This window comes from Methylocaldum sp. (assembly GCF_039794385.1).
GTDB lineage: Bacteria > Pseudomonadota > Gammaproteobacteria > Methylococcales > Methylococcaceae > Methylocaldum.
In genome coordinates, this window is the sequence record NZ_JBDIVO010000057.1 from 1 (window position 1) to 19,591 (window position 19,591).

Below are 19,591 nucleotides of genomic sequence, written 5' to 3' on the forward strand. Positions count from 1 at the left end.
TAAACGCTCCTCTTGCGGGAAAGAACCGTCGGCATTGCTCGGATGGCCGGGCGGGAATTCCACGGCTATAAGAGTTGTATCGGCTCGGCATGCAAAAACTGGAGCCCTCGGGTGTTTCTCTAGGGAAACGGGCGCAGGTAATCGGCTGTCGTGTCGTTTGGGAGGATAAGAACAGGTTCAGGCGTCACGCATATCGAACCGCAGGCTCGGCAAAGAACGTTTTCAGGACGGCCGCCAAGTATGGTTGATCGAGAACGCCCGCGCTTTCCCGAATGCTGTGCATCGCCCATAAGGGGCAACCCACGTCGACCGTAGGGATGCCCAGCCGAGCGGCGGTCATCGGGCCTATCGTGGAGCCACACGCGAGATCGGTCCGGTGGGAATATTTCTGGTAGAGTACATCCCCCTGCCGGCACAGCTCGATGAACTTTGCTTCCGTCATGCTGTCGGTAGCGTAACGCTGGTTCGCGTTGACCTTGATCGCGGGTCCCAGGTTGACCGCGATGCGGTGCAGCGGCTCGTAAGCGTTGGGGAAATTGGGATGATAGGCGTGAGCCGCGTCGGCGCTGATCATAAAACTGCGGGACAGGGCTTGCTTGTAGCCGGATACGTCCGCATCGGCGGCGTAGGCGATGCGTTCCAGAACATCCGAAATGAAGCTTCCCATCGCACCCCTGTTGCTTTCGCTGCCGATTTCCTCATGGTCGAAAAAAGCGCCTACGCAGGTGCTTTCCGATGCTTCGGTTTCCAAAAGCGCTACCAAGCCGGCATAGCAAGAGCTGAGATTATCGAGTTGGCTGTCGGCGACGAACTCGAGCTGAGGTCCCCAGAAAGAGCCTTTTTGGGTATCGTAGACGTTCAAGTCCCAACTGAGAATGTCGCTGGGCTTACACTCAGCCTTATCCGCCACAAGGTTGAGAAATTTGTGCTCCGGCGTTTCGGCGTCGCAAAAACCACTAAACAACAACGGCAACTCGTTTTGTTTATTGAGCTTCAATCCGTCTTCGTTCACGGAGCGGTTCATGTGAATGGCCAGATTGGCCAACCGCACCAAAGGCTGTTCGAAATGAATCAGCCGGCTCTGCAGCATCGAGTCGCTTCTGACGCAGATTCGTCCAGCGAGGCTCAGGTCCCGGTCGCTGAAGGTGGCTAGGATTGGCCCGCCGTACACTTCGACGGCGAGACGCATCATGGTTTCCGTCTGGTGCGGGGCCTTGGGTTTAAGGCGCAAACCGGGCGAGTCCGTATGAGCGCCGACAATGCGAAAGCCGCTTTCGATCATGGGCCTGGAGCCGACAATAAAAGCAATCAGCGAAGACCCGCCGCGGATGACGTAGTGTCGCCCTTCCGGACGCAAACTCCAGGTTTGACTTTCCTCCAGGCGTGTGAAGCCCTTCTCGCGCAAGCGTTTTTCCATCGTGGCAACGGCATGCCACGGGCTGGGACTGGCATCGATGAAGTCGAGCAGCCCTTGAGCGTGTCTAGCAATTTCGGGAGGAATCATGCTGAAGAATCTCAATAAAACGTTTGACGAGACTTGGTTCTGAATCGATACTATGTGGTGGGTGTCCGTTACAGACGGGGCCCTAACGGAGGAGTGACGATGCTAACAAAGATTCTAAAAAGCGTGATTTTCTTGCTTGTCGTGCAAGCGTTTACGGCAGTCGCCTACGCGAAGCAGGAAGACACCAGCTTTCAACAACTAAAAGACAAATACTATCAAGATCACCCCGGAAAGGGAAAATTCGGGGACCTTTGGGAGCCGATTCCCATCCAGAAATATTGGAATCCGAAGGACTTTTATAAGCCGCCTACAACCGTGACCGGCGAAGTTACACGCGAGCAATGCGTTGTCTGCCATCAGTCCGTAACGCCCGGTGCGTTCCATGCCTGGCAAAATAGCAGCCATGCGAACTTGGACAAGATTCGCAACATGCCCAATGCTCAGGACCCGCGCTTCTATAAGAAAGCGAAGCTAGCCGAAGTCGAGCAGCAACTGGTCAAGCAAGGGCTGCTCAAAGACGGCGAACAGCTCAAAGATGTTGGCTGTATCGACTGTCACGGCAGTGTCGGCGCCAGCTCCATTCAGCACGACAAAGATTTGGTGATGCCGGATCGGGCCAAGTGCGGAACCTGCCACACGACCGAATTTGCCGAGGCCGAGTCCGAAAAGGATCAGGAGTGGCCGCAAGGCCAGTGGCCTAAAGGCCATCCGTCCCACGCGATGGACTGGAAGGCTAACGTGGAGACCGCGATTTGGGCGGGAATGGCGGAGCGCGAAATCGCCCAAGGCTGCGATATGTGCCATTACCAGCAGAACAAATGCGACGGCTGCCACACGCGGCATACGTTTTCTGCGGCCGAGGCGCGCCAGCCGGAAGCCTGTTCGACCTGCCACAACGGCGTGGACCACAACGAATGGGAAAATTATCTGCTCTCAAAGCACGGCACGGTTTATCTGACCCAGGGCAAGCAGAAATGGAATTTCGAGGTTCCGTTGAAAGACGCCATCACCAAGGGCGGTTATACGGCGCCGACTTGCCAGACTTGTCACTTCGAGTTCGAGGGTGAATATTCGCACAACCTGGTACGCAAAGTGCGTTGGGCATTCAACCCGACCCCGGCGATCGCGGATAATCTGAATCACCCCTGGTTCGAGCAGCGGAAGGATGCTTGGCAGCAAACCTGTGCGAACTGCCATTCGCCAAGCTTTGCCGAGAGTTATCTCACCGCGGCGGACAAGGGCACGATCGCTGGCCTGAAAGTCGAGCAGGAGGCCAAGAAAGTCGTCGAAGCTTTGCATAAAGACGGTCTGTTGCCCGGACAAAAGACCAATCGGCCGGAGCCGCCGAAACCGGAGAAGGATGCTGCCGGCGGGTTCTTCCAGCTGTTCTGGGCCAAGGGAAACAACCCGTCTCACGTGGAGCGCGTATACGCCGACATGTGGGAGCACGACGTGATCAAGCTCTACAAAGGGCTGTTCCACGCCAATCCGGGCGGTTTCACCTACACCGAAGGCTGGTCGGAACTGATGCGTGATTACGCCATCATCATGGATGAGAACACCAAGCTTCGGGAAGCAGCCGGGAAAACCGCGCAAAACGGCGAGTCGTCGACCCGGGTGGCATTGCGGGAGTTCAAGGATGCCGCCACCAGCCGATACGTGCTAGGTTCACTCCTAGTCGCCGCCGGCATCGTGGTGATCCGTTCCCGCAAACGCTAGGAGCGGCATGACGCAGCTTAACGAAGACGCCCGGCGGATCAGCAAACCGAGACTGTTTCTAGGTCTTGGATTGCTGCTTGCCGGGATAGCCATCTTCTTTTTGGGATTGCCGCACTTCTTTTCCAAGGAATTGCGGTTCGAAAAGATCAAGGAGATGAAACCCGGCGATCCGGGTTTCCCCACGCTGGACGGGCAGTTTCAGCCCGAGAGCCTGGGGGAATACGAGATCGGCCGGGCGGATCAGGTGATGGTCTCTTTGCACGCCGTAAGCTACAGCGACAAAAGCGGCGCATTGCGGCGTGCCATTGTTTTTCCGCCTTCCGATCAAGGTTCATCGGCACCGCAGGGTATCAGGGACGGAAATCAGGTACGGCATGATCTTTGGGCGAACGCCGCGAAAGCGATTCGCCAACACACGGATGAGAATGCCTTGTTCGTGTCGTGGTGGGATAACGCTCAACGGATCCACTTCTTGTCCGGGCGCGACGCCTGGGCGGCGCAGCCGGTGGGCGATGCATTTCCTGAGCCGCGATCAAGAGGCTTTTGGGGTGAAATTGCCGGTGGTTTTGCCGAAGACGAGCAGCCTCTACGCCAATTGGCACGCTGGCTGACCATGGACGCCGACCAAGCACTTGCCGAGCTTTCAGAGCGTCTACCGAAAGACAGGCCGGTTTTCTGGGCCGTTTGTTTGGACGATCTGGCAAGGCTTTCGGAGATCGAAGCCTTGAGCGGCGTTAGCCTTCCCTTAGAGGCAAGGTTCTTTCCGGCCGAAGCGAATATCCACGCCCAGATTTCAGCGGTAAAACGCTGGGCTGAAGAAAAAGGCCGCGCCAGTTATCTGGTTCATCCGCTTCCTGGCGGCGGCATTCGTGCCTGGCGCATTACTTCGGAAGAGGGTGAAAAAACTCTTTTAGCCCGACTATTGCCTTTCGTCGGCTCCGTGGGGCGTACTCCCGAGCAACTGCAGCTGGTCTATCAATCCGGGCAAGGCGCTTACCTAAGTATTTTTAAGTGGATTGCGCCATAACCGAGCAAACATCGCAACGCGGAAAGCGGACGTTTTTTGAGCGTTGGGATTGACTGTCATTCGTTGAAATTATCGCTTCGATGTCGCATGCCTCTATTATTCTGCAATAATTTGACCTCGACTTTGTGGCAGAATGGGGGAGGGATGAACGATCAACGAAAATACTTGCGGACGCCACTCAACGCTAAAATATCGATCATGCATGAGTCGCTCGGTACAATAGAACTGACCACAGCCGATATCTCGGACGGTGGGTTATTTGTCCAAACGGCGGGTTGTCCGCGATTTGTTGCCGGAGACGAGGTAACAGTTCAGGTTTGCGGGATGGAGGACGCACCCATTATTCGAGCGGTTGTAGTAAGACTGACGACTAACGGAGCGGGGCTCCGGTTTCTCGACGATCCCGAAGCTTTCTAGTGCTTTCAACTTAATGTCCCGCTGGTCAGCGAGATCATCATACGGCGCCGTTGCCGCTTCGTCCGATCTCCCTTTAACGCATTGAGCATTCAAAACGCATTCCCGACCGATAAATGAACGATCCAGAGCCTACGCTTCAAGCGCGGGGATTGGAGTGCGTGCGCTCCGATAGCCTTTTGTTCAGTGACCTGAACCTCAGCGTCAGAGCCGGGCAAGTTCTTCAAATCGAAGGCCCTAATGGTAGCGGCAAGACCAGTCTGCTGCGGATACTCGCTGGCCTTACTCCGCCCAGCGATGGTGAAGTGCTCTGGCGCGGCGAAAATATCGCACGGCGGCGCTCCGCGTTTCTTTCCGAAGTCGCTTATTTGGGGCATCAATTGGGACTGAAAGCGGAACTGTCCGTAGAGGAGAATCTGCGTCTTTCTCTCGCCCTTAATGGCCTGTCTTTTTTACACGAAAGTTTGGCTGAGGCTTTGCGAACAGTAGGGCTGACGGGCCGAGAGGATACTCCCGCCCGCGCGCTCTCGGCGGGGCAGCGGCAACGCATTGCTTTAGCTCGATTGATCATGTCGTCCGCGAAGCTTTGGATTCTCGATGAACCTTTTACGGCCCTTGATGTCGGCGGCGTTTCCTTGGTGGAGACATTGCTGGAGGCTCATTTGAGCTGTGGCGGGTTGGCTGTTCTCACGTCTCATCAAACCGTGCGGATCGACCGTAGGCTCGTTAAGCTGCCTTTGGCGTGAGACAGATGATCGGTCCTTTCTTGGCACTACTTAAGCGCGATCTATTATTGGCCTTTCGGCATCGGGGCGAACTTGCGAATCCGTTGTTGTTTTTCTTGATCGTGGTGACGCTTTATCCGCTCGGGGTTAGCCCGGAAGAGGCTCTCCTCCGGAAGATTGCGCCGGGAGTGATCTGGATCGCGGCTTTGTTGGCTGCGTTGTATTCCCTGGAAAATATGTTCCGCTCCGACTTTGACGATGGTTCGCTGGAACAGATGGCCTTAAGCCCTTATCCTCTTTCGCTGCTGGTGCTCGCGAAAGTGCTGGCGCACTGGCTGGTGAGCGGATTGCCGATGCTGTTGCTGGCGCCATTGCTGGCTTTGTTTCTGGCTATGCCTACGCCGGCCCTGACCGTACTCGAATTAACTCTGCTGATCGGCACGCCGCTCTTGAGCTTGATCGGGTCCATCGGGGTGGCGTTGACCGTCGGGCTTAGGCGCGGGGGTATCCTGCTGACGTTATTGGTCCTGCCTTTGTATATTCCCGTCTTGATTTTTGCCACTAATGCCGTTTCGGCCGCTGCCGCAGGAATGGCTGTTACTGGCCAGTTATATTTTTTAGCCGCTATGCTGGTGCTGGCGCTAACCCTGGTCCCGCTGGCAACGGCTGCCGCTTTGCGAATTAGCTTGAGTTGACCCTTATGTGGACGTTCTTCCATAAACTGGCTTCGCCGAAACATTTTTACCGCATTTCCGGATATTTGATTTCATGGCTAGGATTGATAACGGCGCTGTTGTTATTGGCCGGTCTATACCTGGGCTTATTCGTTGCTCCCCCTGATTATCAACAGGGGGAAAGCTATCGAATTATGTTCGTGCACGTGCCTAGCGCGTGGATGTCTCTTTTTATTTACGTCTTTATGGCCGTGCTTAGTGCCATTTACTTGATTTGGAATATCAAGCTGGCCGATGTGATGGCGAGCAGTTCGGCGGCCCTCGGCGCGTCCTTTACATTTCTTGCGCTGGCCACGGGGTCTCTCTGGGGCAAGCCAATGTGGGGTGCTTGGTGGGTATGGGATGCGAGGCTCACATCCGAGCTGATTTTGCTCTTCCTCTATCTGGGCTATATCGCTCTGGTTTCCGCGATCGAAGATCAGCGCTCGGCGGCTCGGGCGGGCGGTGTTTTGATTTTGGTCGGGGTGGTCAATATTCCGATCATCCATTACTCGGTCGAATGGTGGAGTACCCTTCATCAGGGGCCTACGGTAACCAAATTCGACAAGCCCTCCATTCATATCAGCATGCTGCTGCCTTTGCTGCTCATGGCCGCAGCGTTTCAGCTCTATTACTTCACGGTGCTTCTAATCCGCGCCCGCGCCGAAGTTCTCGATCGTGAAAGGCGCAGTGCCTGGGTGCAGGAAGCATTCTCGGGCACTGAGCCCCGTTAGGTGCCGGCTTTTTAGCTCGTCATCCGTATACCGCCTGCTGGTAAGGTTCCCGTTTATCTCGGCGCTCTAACCGCTCCTCAAGCCAGCTTATGTCGTCCTTTCGCCCATAAAAAACCCCGGACGACTTGCGTCGACCGGGGTCTCGTAAACTGTTCGCGACTTTGAGAGACGCGAGATTACTTCATCATCGATTTTCTGAACATGCGATCCAATTTGCTGTTCACTTCCTCAGAAGAGGCAGCGGCTCTGCGAGCAGCAGATTCAGCGCTGGCAGCTTTCGATTCAGCAGCCTGAGCAGCAGACAACGCTTCGTCGGCGGTGCTCTTAACAGAGGAAACCTCCGCTTTCAAACCGTCAACCTGAGTCTGCAGGTTGTTGAGGTCGGATTTGCTGGCGCAGCCTACGGTCAAACCAGCAGACAACAGTAATACGCCCAATTTGGTTGCTTTCATCATCGTTTCTTTCCTTTTTTATTGACTGAAATGCTTGGCGAGATCATCCGTCCCGAAGAACAAATGGGTGACATTTGAAGTGTGCCCCGGAATGGATAATCTTTCCAGTATTATTTTGGCACAAATTACCGAATTACCACTAGGGTGCCTTTTTTCACCCAGGTACTGAGTCTATCGATTTGCTCGTTAGTCATCGCTATGCATCCTTGAGTCCAGTCAAAAAACTCGTGAACGGCGAGATTGGCTCGCCCCAAACCGTGAATTCCGATTTGTCCGCCGAGCACTGTGTTTTGAGGGGGAATGGCCGCGCCGATGCTGGTGCGCAAAATCGTGCGATAGGTATCCGGCCCGATTAAGCCCGTCGTAAAGGCACGCTCAGCGTTCTCCCGATTGGGATATGTAAAGCCGAAAAACTTATGGTATCGGCTGTTTTCGTTGATCCAGCCGATATGATATTCACCCAGCGGGGTTTTGTAGTCTCCCCGTTCTTTGAATAGGCCGACGCCTCTGCGCCCGAGTGCAATTCTTTCGAAAACTTCCAAATCGTGGTCGCCTTCCATTACCTTCAATACATGCGGTGCGGTTTCGACCAGCAGCCATATGCTGTCGTCTTTCATACTTGCTTCCGTGTTCAGTGAGAGCAGCGCCGGAAGTAGGCCGAGAACAGATCGCAGTTTCACGTGTTGTCTCCTAGGTTTTTGTATCGTAAAGCTTACGCCAAAAAAATTTGCTCGACTGTTAAGTGGACTGAGTAGAATAAATAGACGATTTCAGCCATCTTGAAAATATTAGCCATGCCAATTGAAACCCGAAAGACAACTCCGTATTCCGATCAAAAGCCAGGAACCTCTGGATTGCGCAAGAAGGTGAAGGTTTTCTTGCAAAAGAACTATTTGGAGAATTTTGTCCAATCGGTTTTCGATACCTTGGGCGATACGGCCGGGAAAACGCTGGTCCTGGGCGGCGACGGACGCTATCTCAACCGCCAGGCGATCCAGACTATCGTCAAAATGTCTGCGGCCAACGGCGTGGGGCGGTTGTTGATCGGGCAGGGCGGCTTGCTGTCGACGCCGGCCGCATCCTGCGTGATCCGCAAGCACAAGGCGCTGGGCGGTTTCGTTCTTTCCGCCAGCCACAATCCCGGCGGGCCGGAGGAAGACTTCGGGATTAAATACAATGTAACCAACGGCGGGCCCGCGCCCGAGAGCTTTACCGATGCGGTCTTTGCGCGCAGTCGAGTCATCGATCAGTACAGGATCGTCCGTGCTGACGACATCGATATCGACAAGATCGGCGAAACACGGCTGGGCGACATGACGGTTCAGATCATCGATCCCGTGAGCGACTATGCTCAGTTGATGGAGCATCTGTTCGATTTCAGTTTGATCGAATCGGGGCTGAAATCCGGAGCGATCACCCTGAGCTACGATGCGATGCATGCCGTCACCGGACCGTACGCTAAGCGTATTTTGGAGGAAAGGCTGGGTGCCGCGATCGGCTCCGTGATGAACGGGGTCCCCTTGGAAGACTTCGGCGGCGGCCATCCCGACCCCAATTTGACCCATGCACGGGAGCTGGCGGACCTCATGTTCGGGGCGCGGTCTCCTACGCTAGGCGCAGCGTCCGACGGCGACGGCGATCGCAACATGATCATGGGCAGCCAGTTTTTCGTTACACCGAGCGATAGCCTTGCCGTCTTGGCGGCGAATGCACATCTTCTTCCGGGTTATAAGGACGGCTTGCGAGGTGTGGCGCGTTCGATGCCGACCAGTCAAGCGGTCGATCGGGTGGCACATGCGATGGGTATCGAGTGTTACGAGACGCCCACCGGCTGGAAGTTTTTCGGCAATTTACTCGATGCTCGCAAGATCACGTTGTGCGGAGAGGAAAGTTTCGGGACCAGCTCCGATCACGTCCGCGAGAAGGATGGTTTATGGGCGGTGCTGTTCTGGCTCAACCTGATCGCCGTTCGCAAACAGTCGGTAGCCGAAATCGTCCGCGAGCACTGGCGCCGGTTCGGTCGCGACTATTATTCGCGCCATGACTACGAAAGCATGCCGGCGGAGATCGGCGACTCGATCATATCTCGCCTCCGCGCACAGTTGCCCGGTTTGGTTGGGAAGACTTTCGGTCCTTACCAAATCAGCGTCGCGGACGATTTCAGCTACCATGATCCGGTGGATGGAAGTGTCAGCGAAAAACAAGGGATTCGGATCATCTTCGAAAACGGGGCGCGGATCGTATTCAGGCTGTCGGGCACGGGAACGGACGGTGCAACCTTAAGAATCTATATCGAGCGTTATGAGCGCGATCCCGCGGAGCATAACCAAGATCCGCAGGAGGCGCTCAAAGACCTGATCGAGTTGGCCGAGAGTCTTTCTGAAGTGAAAACGCGAACCGGCATGTCCGGGCCGACGGTGATCACCTGAGCGGCAAGCGATTTCCGCGGCCGCCGAGTTGCCGGCGGCCGTTTTCGATCGGTCGCCTTATCCTGCTTTTCCTGTAAGCGCGCGGGCCAAGCGAGCATAAGCCTCCAAGCCCAGCGTTTCCGCCCGAGCCTGTGGATCTATCCCGAGATCCTGGATTTCTCCCTCTTCAAACAGGTGCTTGAGAGCGTTTCGGAGCGTCTTGCGGCGTTGCGAGAAGGCCGCGGCAACGACCTGCCCCAAAGGCCCCGGATCGACATCCACGGGCCTGGTTTCGTGTGGTACCAGACGGACGACGGCGGACATGACTTGCGGTCGAGGAAAGAAGCTCTCGGGAGGAACCTCGAAAAGACCGTCCGCGCGACAATAGTATCGAGCCATGATGCCGAGCCGCCCATAACTCTTGTCGCCGGGAACGGCGCACAGCCTGTCGACGACTTCCTTCTGCAGCATGAAGTGCATATCCTCAATGCATTCCGTCTGCGCGAAAAGATGAAAAAGCAGGGGCGTAGAAATGTTGTAAGGCAAATTGCCCACGACACGAAGCTTTTTTCCGTAGCTTAACTCGCAGAACCGGAATTTGAGGGCATCCGCACGATGCAGGCGGAACTTGGTGTTACCCGAAAATTTTGTTTCCAGCGAGGCGGCCAAATCTCGGTCGATTTCAATAGCGTCCAAGCGTCCGCAGAGCGGCAACAACGCTTCGGTCAAGACGCCTTGGCCGGGACCGATCTCCACGAGGTGATCTTCGGGATCCGGGGCTATTCCGAGGACGATACTCCGCACGACGGTACTATCGCGCAGAAAATTCTGGCCAAACCGCTTACGGGGCTGGTGATTCATGACATCTCACCGAGTCTGCAACGCATTCTGGACGCCATGCCGATAGCCTCATCGATTGCGGCCGCCAAGCTTCCCGCATCGGCTTTTCCTGTTCCGGCCAAATCCAAGGCCGTGCCATGGTCAACCGATGTGCGGATGACGGGTAGCCCCAATGTGATGTTCACCGCGCACCCGAAGCCCGCGTATTTCAGTACCGGCAGTCCCTGATCATGGTACATGGCGAGTACGGCGTCGGCACGCTCGAGATATTTCGGAAGAAAAAGAGTGTCCGCCGGCAGCGGGCCGACCAAATTCATTCCTCGTTGTCTGAGCGACTCCAGCACGGGCTCGATAATCTCGATTTCCTCGCGCCCCAGATGACCGCTCTCGCCGGCATGAGGGTTGAGGCCGCAGACGAGGATGCGCGGTGCGGCAACGCCGAAGCGGGCGATCAAGTCCCGATCGAGGGTGGTGAGTACTGCGGACAACCGTTCGCGCGTGATGCTGCGGCTGACTTCGGCCAGCGGCAAATGTGTCGTTGCCAATGCGACGCGAAGACCCGGTGCGGCGAGCATCATGACCGGGTGGCCTCCGCTGATGTTCGCGATGAACTCGGTATGGCCGGTGAAGGTGACGCCGGCCTCATTGATGATTCCCTTGTGTACGGGGGCGGTGACCAAGGCATCGAAGCGCCTTTCCAGGCACGCGGTAACGCCGCTGGATATGGTTTCGAGAACATAGGGAGCATTGGCGGCATTCAATCGTCCGCAAGCCGGGTCGACGGCATTGGCCGTAGGCCACACTTTGAGTGATCCGGCTCGATGCGGCTGGATGTCGTCGGTGCCCGGCGTTCGAATTTCGAGATTAAGTCCCAGCCGCTGCGCTCGTTCCGCCAACAGCCGGGGATCGCCGATTACCGTGAGATCGCAGGCAAGTTCCCGCTGGGCGATCTGCACGCACAAATCCGGGCCGATGCCGGCGGGTTCTCCTGTAGTCAACAGTATTCTGGCGATCATTGGAATGAAGGCATGAAGGACGTCGTTTCCGGTTCGTTCAAGCGAATTTCGACATAGGCCTCGTCGCGAATCCGGCGCAGCCAAAGCTCGGTTTCCTCTTCCGCTTTACGTTTGAAGATTTCTTCGCGGGCTTTGTTCTTCAACAATTCGTCGGTGTCGCTGGACTCTTGCCGTTCCAGAACTTGAAGGAGATGCCAGCCGAATTGGGTTTGCACCGGATCGCTGAGCTGGTCGACCGCTAACCGGTTCATGGCTTCCTCGAAGGGTGGAACCAAGGCGCCCGGCTGGACGAAGCCGAGATCGCCGCCCTTGATCGCCGAACCTTTATCGTCGGAGTGGCCCCGCGCCAGTGTGGCAAAGTCTTCGCCGCCTTCAATGCGCGTTTTCAAATTCAATAGCTTTTGCTTGGCGTCCTCGTCGGACAGTACTTCGTTGGGCTTGATCAGGATGTGACGCACGTGAGTTTTGGTCATGCGCTCGTCCTCGCCGCCTTTGACTCCGAGCAGTTTGATGATATGAAATCCGCTCGGGCTTCGAATAGGACCCTCGATGCCGCCTTCCTTCATCGCGGGCACCAGATCGGCAAACAGTGACGGCACCTGGCTTAACTTGCGCCAGCCGAGATCGCCCCCGCTCAGGGCTTGCGGCGAATCGGAAGAGCTGAGGGCAGCTTGCTTGAAATCCAAGCCTTGTCTGAGCTCGTCGACCAATCTCTCAGCTTTTTCTTTGGCCTTTTGCACCTCGGACGGCGACGCCGCTTGAGGGGTCGCGATCAGGATATGGCCCAGCAGATATTCGCTATCGCGATTGACATCCGATTTTCCATGGGTTTCCAGATAGTGTTGCACTTCGTGATCGCTGACCTTGATCTGGCTGTTGACCTGACTGCTTCTCAGGCGTCCTACGGTGATTTCGTTGCGGATCTGTTCGATGAAGGCGGCGTAATCGATCCCTTCTTGCCGCAATGAGCGGCGAAACTCTTCCAAACTCATGTTGTTGCGCTGGGCGATTTGCTGGACTGCCTGCCTGAGGGTTTCGTCATCGACGCGGATGCCTGCTTTTTCGGCCAAATGCACTTGAATTTTGTCGACGATCAGGCGCTCGAGGACTTGGCGGGTCAAAATTTCGTCAGGCGGAAGCTGTGTGTTGTTTTGCAGTAGGCTGGCTTTGATGGATTCGACTTTTTGCCGCAATTCGCTTTCCAGAATCACGCCGTCCTCTACGACGGCCACGATGCGATCGATCGGTCCATCGGCGAGTACCGCCGACGGCAACAGGAAAAGCGACAGAAAAAAGACCCTGCCGAACCGGGTGCTTCTGGAAAGAAAAAATGAGATCTTGAACATAGTCGGTCGTATTCGATCAATCGTTCTCAAGCCGGTAACCGCTGATGCTGCGTTGCAAGAACCGGTCTACCTGGTCGCCGAAACGGGTCAAGCCTTTCAACTCAAGCTGAACGAAGACCCCGTTGTTGGCGACATTGCCGCCGTTTACGCCAGTCCGTACGTCGTTGATGTAATGCCGTCCAATGAGACTGAAACGCCAGCAACAGGTTTCGCGCTCGATTCCCAAAAAGCTTTCCAGCGTTACCTGATCCAGCAGCGAGTATTGCCAGCGGCCGATAGCATTCCACCCTTTTGCGAAGGGCAATCGGAAAGACACATCGGTCAGGTCCAGGCGGACGAAGTCGAAGTTTTGATCGCGGCGAAACCGATAGGCGATGTTGAGCAGATGATTGTCTCGGTCGTCGTACTGCAGGGCCACTTGGCCGCGGTCGATCGTGCCGCCCTCCGGATTCCACTGTCCGCCGGTACGAAGTGACCAGGTATTGGTCAATCTGGAATAGACTTCGGCCACGAAGTTGGATTTGTCCCCGGTTTTTGCGGGGATATTGGGCAACGTCACATCGTGATCGTCGAAATAGAAAATTTCGCCGATGCTGGCCCGGAGGCGCTCCATCCCAGACACCTGGTCGATCAGTCGGGAGGTAAGCGCCAACGTGACCTGATTGGCGTCGCCTAGCCGATCGGCACCGGTAAACCGGTTCTCGCGAAACAATTGATAAAAAGTGAAGTCATATTCGCCGGTATCGAATACGGGAAGGTTTTCTTGGTTCTTGTCCGGAATGTAAAGGTAGAAGAGTCGAGGCTCCAGAGTCTGAAGCAGCGGCGTTTCGGCCAGCTCGAATTCGCGCTCGAAGAACAGTCCGCTGTCCAGGGAGAAGATCGGCGCGGTTCGGCTCAGGCTGTCATTGAGGCCGGGGGTTTGATCCTGCAGCCAGTATTGGGTGTGCTGCAAGCTCAGGCTCGGAACGACGAAACCGGCGGCGGTTCGCCAGGGGTACGAGATCCGCGGTATTACATTCAGCCGTTGGCCGGTGACTCGGCCGCCGGTGTGATTGAAATTGGCGATCTCACTAAAGCCGTTGAAGACTAAGCCGGTATTGCCCAGCCCTTGCCCGTAGTTGAAACTCACCTGCGGAAGCCGGTAATACGGTCTCCCTTCCGGGGGAATCGTGGGGTCGATCGTTTGATAGTAATCGGCCAGCGTCGAAATGCTGTAGTTCGAACCGACGTAATTCAGCTGGCCATAGCTGCGGATATGCCGCCGGTCGACGATATTCAGCGTGTTGCCCAACTCGTTCAGATAGCGATCGTCGGACACATAGTGCGCATCCACGCGGGAATACAAGTTTTCGGTGAACCGTGTATCGTTCAAGAAACCGACCTGGCCTCGGCTATCGCCTCGCACATCATCTTGGGGCATGTACTCGGCCAGCACGCGGCCCCGAGTCATTTCGGTCAGATACCGGAAATCGCCGCGCAGCAGCAGGCCGCGCTTGGTGAGGAGTCGTGGCGTGAAGGTGGCGTCATAATTGGGCGCTAGATTGAAGTAATACGGCGCCGTAAAGTCGAAGCCCCCCACCTTGGTGTTGCCGAAAGAAGGTGTAAGGAAACCGGTCATCCGGCGGTCGTCGACCGGGAAGCTCATGTACGGCGTGTAAAGTAAGGGTACGCCTTTGAATTCCAGCCAAGCGTGTTTCGCCGATCCACGGCCGGTTTCCTTATTGATCTTTACATTGCGGGCGTGAAGCATCCAATCCTGGTCGCCGGGCGGGCAAGTGGTGTAGGTGAATTTCTCGTAGCGCGATAAAGTATCGCTGTCGAAATGAGTTAAACGCGAGGTGCCTCGCGCCGGGATTGTCTCCAAAATGAACTGGGCGTTACGAAGAACGCCACGGTTCGTATCGAGCTCCAGGAAGCCGGTATCGCTGGAGAAGGTGAGTCCCTTCTCTTGATAGATGACATTGCCCTGTGCGTTCAAGGTTTCTGAAACGGTATTGTGGGTGACGAAATCCCCCCACAGCTTTTGATCCGCACGTGTCAGTTCGGCCGAACCGGTAAAGGTTGCGATTTCGTCGTCCACCATTTCGGCATAGTCGGACCGAATTTCCAACGGTTGCTGTTCACGCGCCAGCCTGTCTTGAGGAGTCAGCAGAAATTCGGTCATAGGCGCCGATTCGGACTTGCCGGCGCACGCTTGAGCCCAGGGATTGGCCGGCAGCAAGGCGGTCAAGTTGCGGAAGCGCTGTTCGTCTTCCTCGGTAATCGTGGTCGTTTCCGCCCAATTTTCGACCTTTTGGCTCTCTTCCGAGACCACGTGGGGAAGACCTTTGGGGTCGGGGCCGACTAAGGAGCAGTCCCACTCCTTGCCGGTTTCGCCAGGGCGGCAGTTCCAGCCGGGAGGTTTGGCCGCCGCGACCGATTTCGGTGGTAATGGCTGCATGAACTGGTCCACACGTTTCTGCTCCGCGTCTCTTTGAGACCGCGCAGGCTTGGCGGCCAGCGCCGGTTCTCGGGACTTCGGTGGACGGACCGGTTCCGGCTCGGCAGTGGCGGGTGCCGATTCCCTCTCCTGTGTCGGCCCGGCCTTTTCAATCTCCGGCTCGTCAGGAGTCGTGGCGGCGGTATCGGGTTTGGATTTCTTGGTGATACAGACCCACTCCTTATCGTCCTTGCTGCGCTGGCAATCCCAGTCGGACGTGGCTCCCAGCAGATAGGAAGGGCTCAGTCCAAGGCACAGGATAAACACCCATCGACCACGATTGAGATGAATCAGAAACACCATGCTGCGGCTGAGGTACTTTATAACTGAGAGGCGAGTCGCAAAGTGGCTGCCACACAATTTAAGCTTGTGAACGGAGCGGCAAGAGTGGCGACAGGGGCGGAATCGCGGAAGGCATTATCTTCAGGCTGTTCTTTATGGTGAAATATCCGGTCCAATCGCCGCATTCTACCGTAAGATCCACGTTATTCGAGTACTTTTCGACACAGGGACCGTCAATATGACAATACAGAAAGATGAACGGCTCGAGGCGCTTTCCGACTGGTTGTCGAAAACCCTCAAACTTGGGGTCAGGGCTATAGAGCCCGCCTCGAGCGATGCCAGTTTTCGTCGTTATTTTCGCGCCTATTTCGATGGGGCTTCGCGCATTGTGATGGATGCGCCGCCGCCCAAGGAGAACGTGCGCCCTTTCGTCAGGGTGGCCGCGCTCCTGCGAAGTGCCGGCGTTCAAGCGCCCGAGGTGATCGCGGCCGATGTAGACCAGGGTTTCTTGTTGCTCACCGATTTAGGAACCCGATCGTATCTGGACTGCTTGAACCCTGCATCCGTTGATCGTCTCTATGAAGACGCTCTGGACGCTCTGCTGCGCTTGCAGTATGGCGTGGAACCCGAAACTTCCGGATTGCCTCCGTATGACGAACGCCTGCTCGGGGTCGAGCTGGATTTGTTCCGCGATTGGTTCCTCGGCCAACTTTTGGGGGTGGCGCTGGATCCCGAGGAATCCGTCGTCTTCGATGAGCTGAAGCGGCTTCTGATCGCATCCGCGCTGGAACAACCCCGGGTCTGCGTGCATCGGGATTATCATTCCCGCAATCTCATGGTCACCGAACGCCTCAATCCGGGCATTCTGGATTTTCAGGATGCGGTCGTCGGTCCCATCACCTATGACCTGGTCTCGCTGCTGCGGGATTGTTATGTTTCATGGCCGATTTCCATGGTGGAGGTTTGGGTGATCGATCATTACACGCGCCTTGCCGAAGCCGGATTCCTCTCTTCGGTCGGTCCGGACCTATTCCGGCGGTGGTTTGATCTCATGGGAATGCAGCGTCACCTCAAGGCGATCGGCATTTTTTCCCGGCTCAAGTTGCGCGATGGCAAGTCCGGCTATCTCAAGGATATCCCGCGTACCATGAGCTATGTGATCGAGGTCTGTAAGCAATATCCGGAACTTACCGGCTTCCTGCACTTTTTGGAAAATCGGGTCTTGCCCCGAATGACTTTGGATAAGGTGACATGAAAGCCATGATTTTGGCGGCCGGGCGCGGCGAGCGGATGCGGCCCCTCACCGACCGGACACCGAAGCCGCTGTTGACGGCAGGCGGTCGGCCACTGATCGAGCATACGATCGAATCTTTGGTCCGGAGCGGGTTCGTCGATATCGTCGTCAACACCGCCTATCTCGGAGATCAGATCGAAGCCCACTTGGGACACGGGGCCTCATTAGGGGCGAGGATAGCCTATTCTGCCGAAGGCGAGGCGCTCGAGACCGGTGGCGGTATTTACCGGGCATTGCCGCTATTGGGCGAGGATCCGTTTTTGGTGGTCAATGGCGACGTCGCTACCGATTATCCTTTCGGGCGGTTGCGGAGCCAGCCGTCCGGGTTGGCTCATCTGGTGCTGGTCCCCAATCCGTCTCACCATCCGCGGGGCGACTTCGCTTTGCATGACGGGATGGTTTTGGATTCCGTGGATTGCCGCTTTACCTTCAGCGGCGTCGGTGTTTATCGTCCCGAGTTGTTCGCGGGCTGCTCGCCCGGCAAGTTTCCCCTGGCGCCCTTGCTGAGACGAGCAATGGCGGACGGGCTGGTAAGCGGAGAAGTGTATGCGGGCTTTTGGATGGACATCGGCACCATTGATCGGCTCCAAGCATTCGATGAGTACTTGAGGTCTAACCGAAAAATGAATGCCTCGATTGGTCTGAACCTGGAGGTTTGAGATGCAGGGCAAAATGTTCCCGGAATCAGATGCAAGAGATCTCAGCAAAGAGAAACGGCTTACCCAAGTTATTTATGCCTTGCAGGCCGCGTCTTTTTTGGTTGGGATCACCTACATCGTCGCAGCGGTGATTAATTATGTGAAATGGCCGGACGTGGCGGGGACTTGGCTGGAGACCCATTTCCGTTGGCAAATCAGGACCTTTTGGTACGGCATCCTGTGGGGAATCGTGGGTGGGCTGACTTTGTTCGCTTTCGTAGGCTACGTTATTCTTACGGCCAATACGATCTGGATTGTTTACCGTATCGCCGTGGGGTGGATGGCGCTAAGCGAAGATCGGCCGGTGAGCTGACGAAATTGTGAAAAAACCTACTGCGCGGCCCGCCTCTACCTCTGCGATGCTCAACGTACTCCTTTGTACGCTGCGCTTTTCATAGCGAATATGGGCCGCTCGCGACGGGTTTTTCACAACCTCAAAGGTTAAAGTGCGTGCAGCGAACCGCTGTGAAAAACCAGTTGCCCCAGAAACTCTTCTCCCTGCTCCAGGCACTCGATCCGTGTGATTCCTGCGGTGGCGACCTTGATTCGAAATAGGTTCGACAAAGGGATGTCCAAAATATGGGCGAGCACCATGCGAATGGTGCCGGCGTGGCAAATAATGAGAATATGCTTTCCGGCGTGGCGGTTCAGAATGTCGTTCCAAGCCGAAACGATGCGGCTTCTGAATTCTGCGAGCCCCTCGGCATCGTCCGGGCGATTGGTCATCGGATCGCGATAAAAACGCTGGATCAGGCCGGGATCGTACTGAGTAATTTCCTCCCGCGTCTTCCCTTGCCATACACCGAAACCGATTTCCTTCAATCGCGGTTCGATTTCCAGTGGAATGCGGCTTCGCTCGCTCATTTCTTCGGCAAAGGCTTGGCAGCGGGCGAGAGGGGAGGTGACGATGACCTCCCATGGGTGATGCTGACCGACGGCTGCGCGCATCTGCGACCAGCCCTTGTCGCTTAGGGGATCGTCCATCTGTCCGCGGTAACGGCTTCCGCCCACGGGCTCGCCGTGGCGCATCAAGTCGATGAGAGTTGAGACGCGCTCGTCGGTAATCAAGTCTTAGCCACCTCCTCGAGACGCTGCCGAGCTCGCTTTACGGCCGCCCTGACCTGTTCAGGAGCGGTTCCGCCGAAGTGGTTGCGTGCGCTGACGGAACCTTCCAGCGTCAGTATTTCGAAAACATCGGGTCCGATCGTAACAGACAATTGTTGCAATTCGGTCAATGACAACTGGGAAAGATCGCGCCCGGTTTCGATGCCCAAGCGCACGGCTTTGCCGACGATCTCGTGGGCATCTCGGAACGGAACCCCTTTGCGGACCAGGTAATCCGCCAAATCCGTGGCCGTTGCGTAGCCCTTCTGCGCTGATTTGTACATGCCGTCACGATTCGGTCGAACGTGGGGCATCATGTCGGCAAAAGCCCGCAGGCAATTTCGTAAGGTGTCCACCGTATCGAACAGAGGTTCCTTGTCCTCCTGATTGTCCTTATTGTATGCCAAGGGCTGACTTTTCATCAGTATCAGCAGGCTCATGAGGTGTCCGAAGACGCGCCCCGATTTGCCCCGTACGAGTTCCGGTACGTCCGGGTTTTTCTTCTGCGGCATGATGGATGAGCCGGTGCAAAAGGCATCCGGCAAATCGATGAAACCGAACTGGGCCGATGTCCATAGAATCAGTTCTTCGGAGAATCGCGACAAGTGCATCATGATGAGGCTGGCACAGGCCGTGAATTCGATGGCGAAATCGCGATCGCTGACCGCGTCCAAAGAATTCGCAGCCGGTCGGTCGAAGCCGAGCAGTTCGGCGGTATAGAATCGATCAAGCGGAAAGGTTGTGCCGGCCAGGGCTGCCGCGCCCAAAGGCATGACGTTGACGCGCTTTCGACAGTCGAGCAGGCGCTCGTAATCTCTCGCCAACATTTCGCACCA

The 19,591-nt window shown here is 56.1% G+C and carries 18 protein-coding genes; 9 read left to right on the forward strand and 9 right to left on the reverse strand.

The genetic code is table 11. From position 1 onward, the window contains the following. Nucleotides 1–184: 184 nt before the first annotated feature. Nucleotides 185–1,504, reverse strand: coding sequence for a M18 family aminopeptidase (locus ABJK70_RS07600; protein ID WP_347257695.1), 1,320 nt, complete (start codon nucleotides 1,502–1,504; stop codon nucleotides 185–187). Between the two features lie 99 nt (nucleotides 1,505–1,603). Here ABJK70_RS07600 and ABJK70_RS07605 point away from each other — a divergent pair, with 99 nt between their 5' ends. The 5 genes from ABJK70_RS07605 (at nucleotide 1,604) to ABJK70_RS07625 (ending at nucleotide 6,836) form a co-directional block, all read left to right on the forward strand. Continuing rightward, complete coding sequence (locus tag ABJK70_RS07605) at nucleotides 1,604–3,223, forward strand: multiheme c-type cytochrome (RefSeq protein ID WP_086134676.1); 1,620 nt, start codon at nucleotides 1,604–1,606, stop codon at nucleotides 3,221–3,223. A gap of 7 nt (nucleotides 3,224–3,230) precedes the next feature. After that, nucleotides 3,231–4,250 (forward strand): hydroxylamine oxidation protein HaoB, encoded by a 1,020-nt coding sequence (haoB, locus tag ABJK70_RS07610; protein ID WP_347257696.1) that lies wholly within the window; start codon nucleotides 3,231–3,233, stop codon nucleotides 4,248–4,250. Between the two features lie 530 nt (nucleotides 4,251–4,780). Next, the gene (gene ccmA / locus ABJK70_RS07615) at nucleotides 4,781–5,410 is read left to right on the forward strand and encodes a cytochrome c biogenesis heme-transporting ATPase CcmA (RefSeq protein WP_077730739.1); all 630 of its coding nucleotides are present in this window, start codon (nucleotides 4,781–4,783) and stop codon (nucleotides 5,408–5,410) included. Nucleotides 5,411–5,415: 5 nt separating this feature from the next. Then, nucleotides 5,416–6,084: a heme exporter protein CcmB gene (ccmB, locus tag ABJK70_RS07620; protein WP_077730740.1), complete on the forward strand. Its 669-nt coding sequence runs from the start codon at nucleotides 5,416–5,418 to the stop codon at nucleotides 6,082–6,084. A gap of 5 nt (nucleotides 6,085–6,089) precedes the next feature. Beyond that, nucleotides 6,090–6,836, forward strand: a complete 747-nt coding sequence (locus ABJK70_RS07625) for a heme ABC transporter permease (protein ID WP_077730741.1) — start codon at nucleotides 6,090–6,092, stop codon at nucleotides 6,834–6,836. Between the two features lie 176 nt (nucleotides 6,837–7,012). On the opposite strand, the gene ABJK70_RS07630 is transcribed toward ABJK70_RS07625, so the two are convergent. Both ABJK70_RS07630 and ABJK70_RS07635 read right to left on the reverse strand, forming a co-directional pair. Next, entirely contained in the window at nucleotides 7,013–7,291 is a 279-nt protein-coding gene (locus ABJK70_RS07630; RefSeq protein ID WP_077730742.1) for an Lpp/OprI family alanine-zipper lipoprotein, read from the reverse strand. A gap of 122 nt (nucleotides 7,292–7,413) precedes the next feature. Continuing rightward, entirely contained in the window at nucleotides 7,414–7,905 is a 492-nt protein-coding gene (locus ABJK70_RS07635) for a L,D-transpeptidase (protein WP_156880168.1), read from the reverse strand. Between the two features lie 177 nt (nucleotides 7,906–8,082). Here ABJK70_RS07635 and ABJK70_RS07640 point away from each other — a divergent pair, with 177 nt between their 5' ends. Next, nucleotides 8,083–9,717 (forward strand): alpha-D-glucose phosphate-specific phosphoglucomutase, encoded by a 1,635-nt coding sequence (locus ABJK70_RS07640; RefSeq protein ID WP_086134681.1) that lies wholly within the window; start codon nucleotides 8,083–8,085, stop codon nucleotides 9,715–9,717. Nucleotides 9,718–9,774: 57 nt separating this feature from the next. Here the strand turns inward: ABJK70_RS07640 and rsmA are convergent, their stop codons facing one another. Genes rsmA through lptD form a run of 4 tightly spaced genes read right to left on the reverse strand, consistent with a single transcriptional unit; the run spans nucleotide 9,775 to nucleotide 15,680 of the window. Further along, nucleotides 9,775–10,557: a 16S rRNA (adenine(1518)-N(6)/adenine(1519)-N(6))-dimethyltransferase RsmA gene (gene rsmA, locus ABJK70_RS07645; protein ID WP_133717530.1), complete on the reverse strand. Its 783-nt coding sequence runs from the start codon at nucleotides 10,555–10,557 to the stop codon at nucleotides 9,775–9,777. Continuing rightward, a complete protein-coding gene (gene pdxA / locus ABJK70_RS07650; protein WP_156880142.1) occupies nucleotides 10,554–11,552 on the reverse strand; it encodes a 4-hydroxythreonine-4-phosphate dehydrogenase PdxA in 999 nt (332 codons plus the stop codon). Before pdxA ends, rsmA begins: the two co-directional genes overlap by 4 nt. Next, complete coding sequence (locus ABJK70_RS07655) at nucleotides 11,549–12,898, reverse strand: peptidylprolyl isomerase (RefSeq protein ID WP_347257697.1); 1,350 nt, start codon at nucleotides 12,896–12,898, stop codon at nucleotides 11,549–11,551. The genes pdxA and ABJK70_RS07655 overlap by 4 nt, the downstream gene beginning before the upstream one ends. Before the next feature lie 16 nt (nucleotides 12,899–12,914). Continuing rightward, entirely contained in the window at nucleotides 12,915–15,680 is a 2,766-nt protein-coding gene (lptD, locus tag ABJK70_RS07660) for an LPS assembly protein LptD (protein WP_347257698.1), read from the reverse strand. A gap of 217 nt (nucleotides 15,681–15,897) precedes the next feature. On the opposite strand from lptD, the gene ABJK70_RS07665 reads away from it, so the two are divergent. Genes ABJK70_RS07665 through ABJK70_RS07675 form a run of 3 tightly spaced genes read left to right on the forward strand, consistent with a single transcriptional unit; the run spans nucleotide 15,898 to nucleotide 17,964 of the window. Continuing rightward, complete coding sequence (locus ABJK70_RS07665) at nucleotides 15,898–16,914, forward strand: phosphotransferase (RefSeq protein ID WP_077730749.1); 1,017 nt, start codon at nucleotides 15,898–15,900, stop codon at nucleotides 16,912–16,914. After that, nucleotides 16,911–17,612, forward strand: a complete 702-nt coding sequence (gene murU, locus ABJK70_RS07670; RefSeq protein WP_077730750.1) for an N-acetylmuramate alpha-1-phosphate uridylyltransferase MurU — start codon at nucleotides 16,911–16,913, stop codon at nucleotides 17,610–17,612. The genes ABJK70_RS07665 and murU overlap by 4 nt, the downstream gene beginning before the upstream one ends. Before the next feature lies 1 nt (nucleotide 17,613). Then, nucleotides 17,614–17,964 (forward strand): hypothetical protein, encoded by a 351-nt coding sequence (locus tag ABJK70_RS07675; RefSeq protein WP_205780787.1) that lies wholly within the window; start codon nucleotides 17,614–17,616, stop codon nucleotides 17,962–17,964. A gap of 128 nt (nucleotides 17,965–18,092) precedes the next feature. On the opposite strand, the gene cobC is transcribed toward ABJK70_RS07675, so the two are convergent. After that, nucleotides 18,093–18,719 (reverse strand): alpha-ribazole phosphatase family protein, encoded by a 627-nt coding sequence (gene cobC / locus ABJK70_RS07680; protein ID WP_240502538.1) that lies wholly within the window; start codon nucleotides 18,717–18,719, stop codon nucleotides 18,093–18,095. Next, nucleotides 18,716–19,591: argininosuccinate lyase (argH, locus tag ABJK70_RS07685; RefSeq protein WP_347257699.1), on the reverse strand; the 876-nt coding region annotated here is incomplete at its 5' end. The genes cobC and argH, both read right to left, overlap by 4 nt.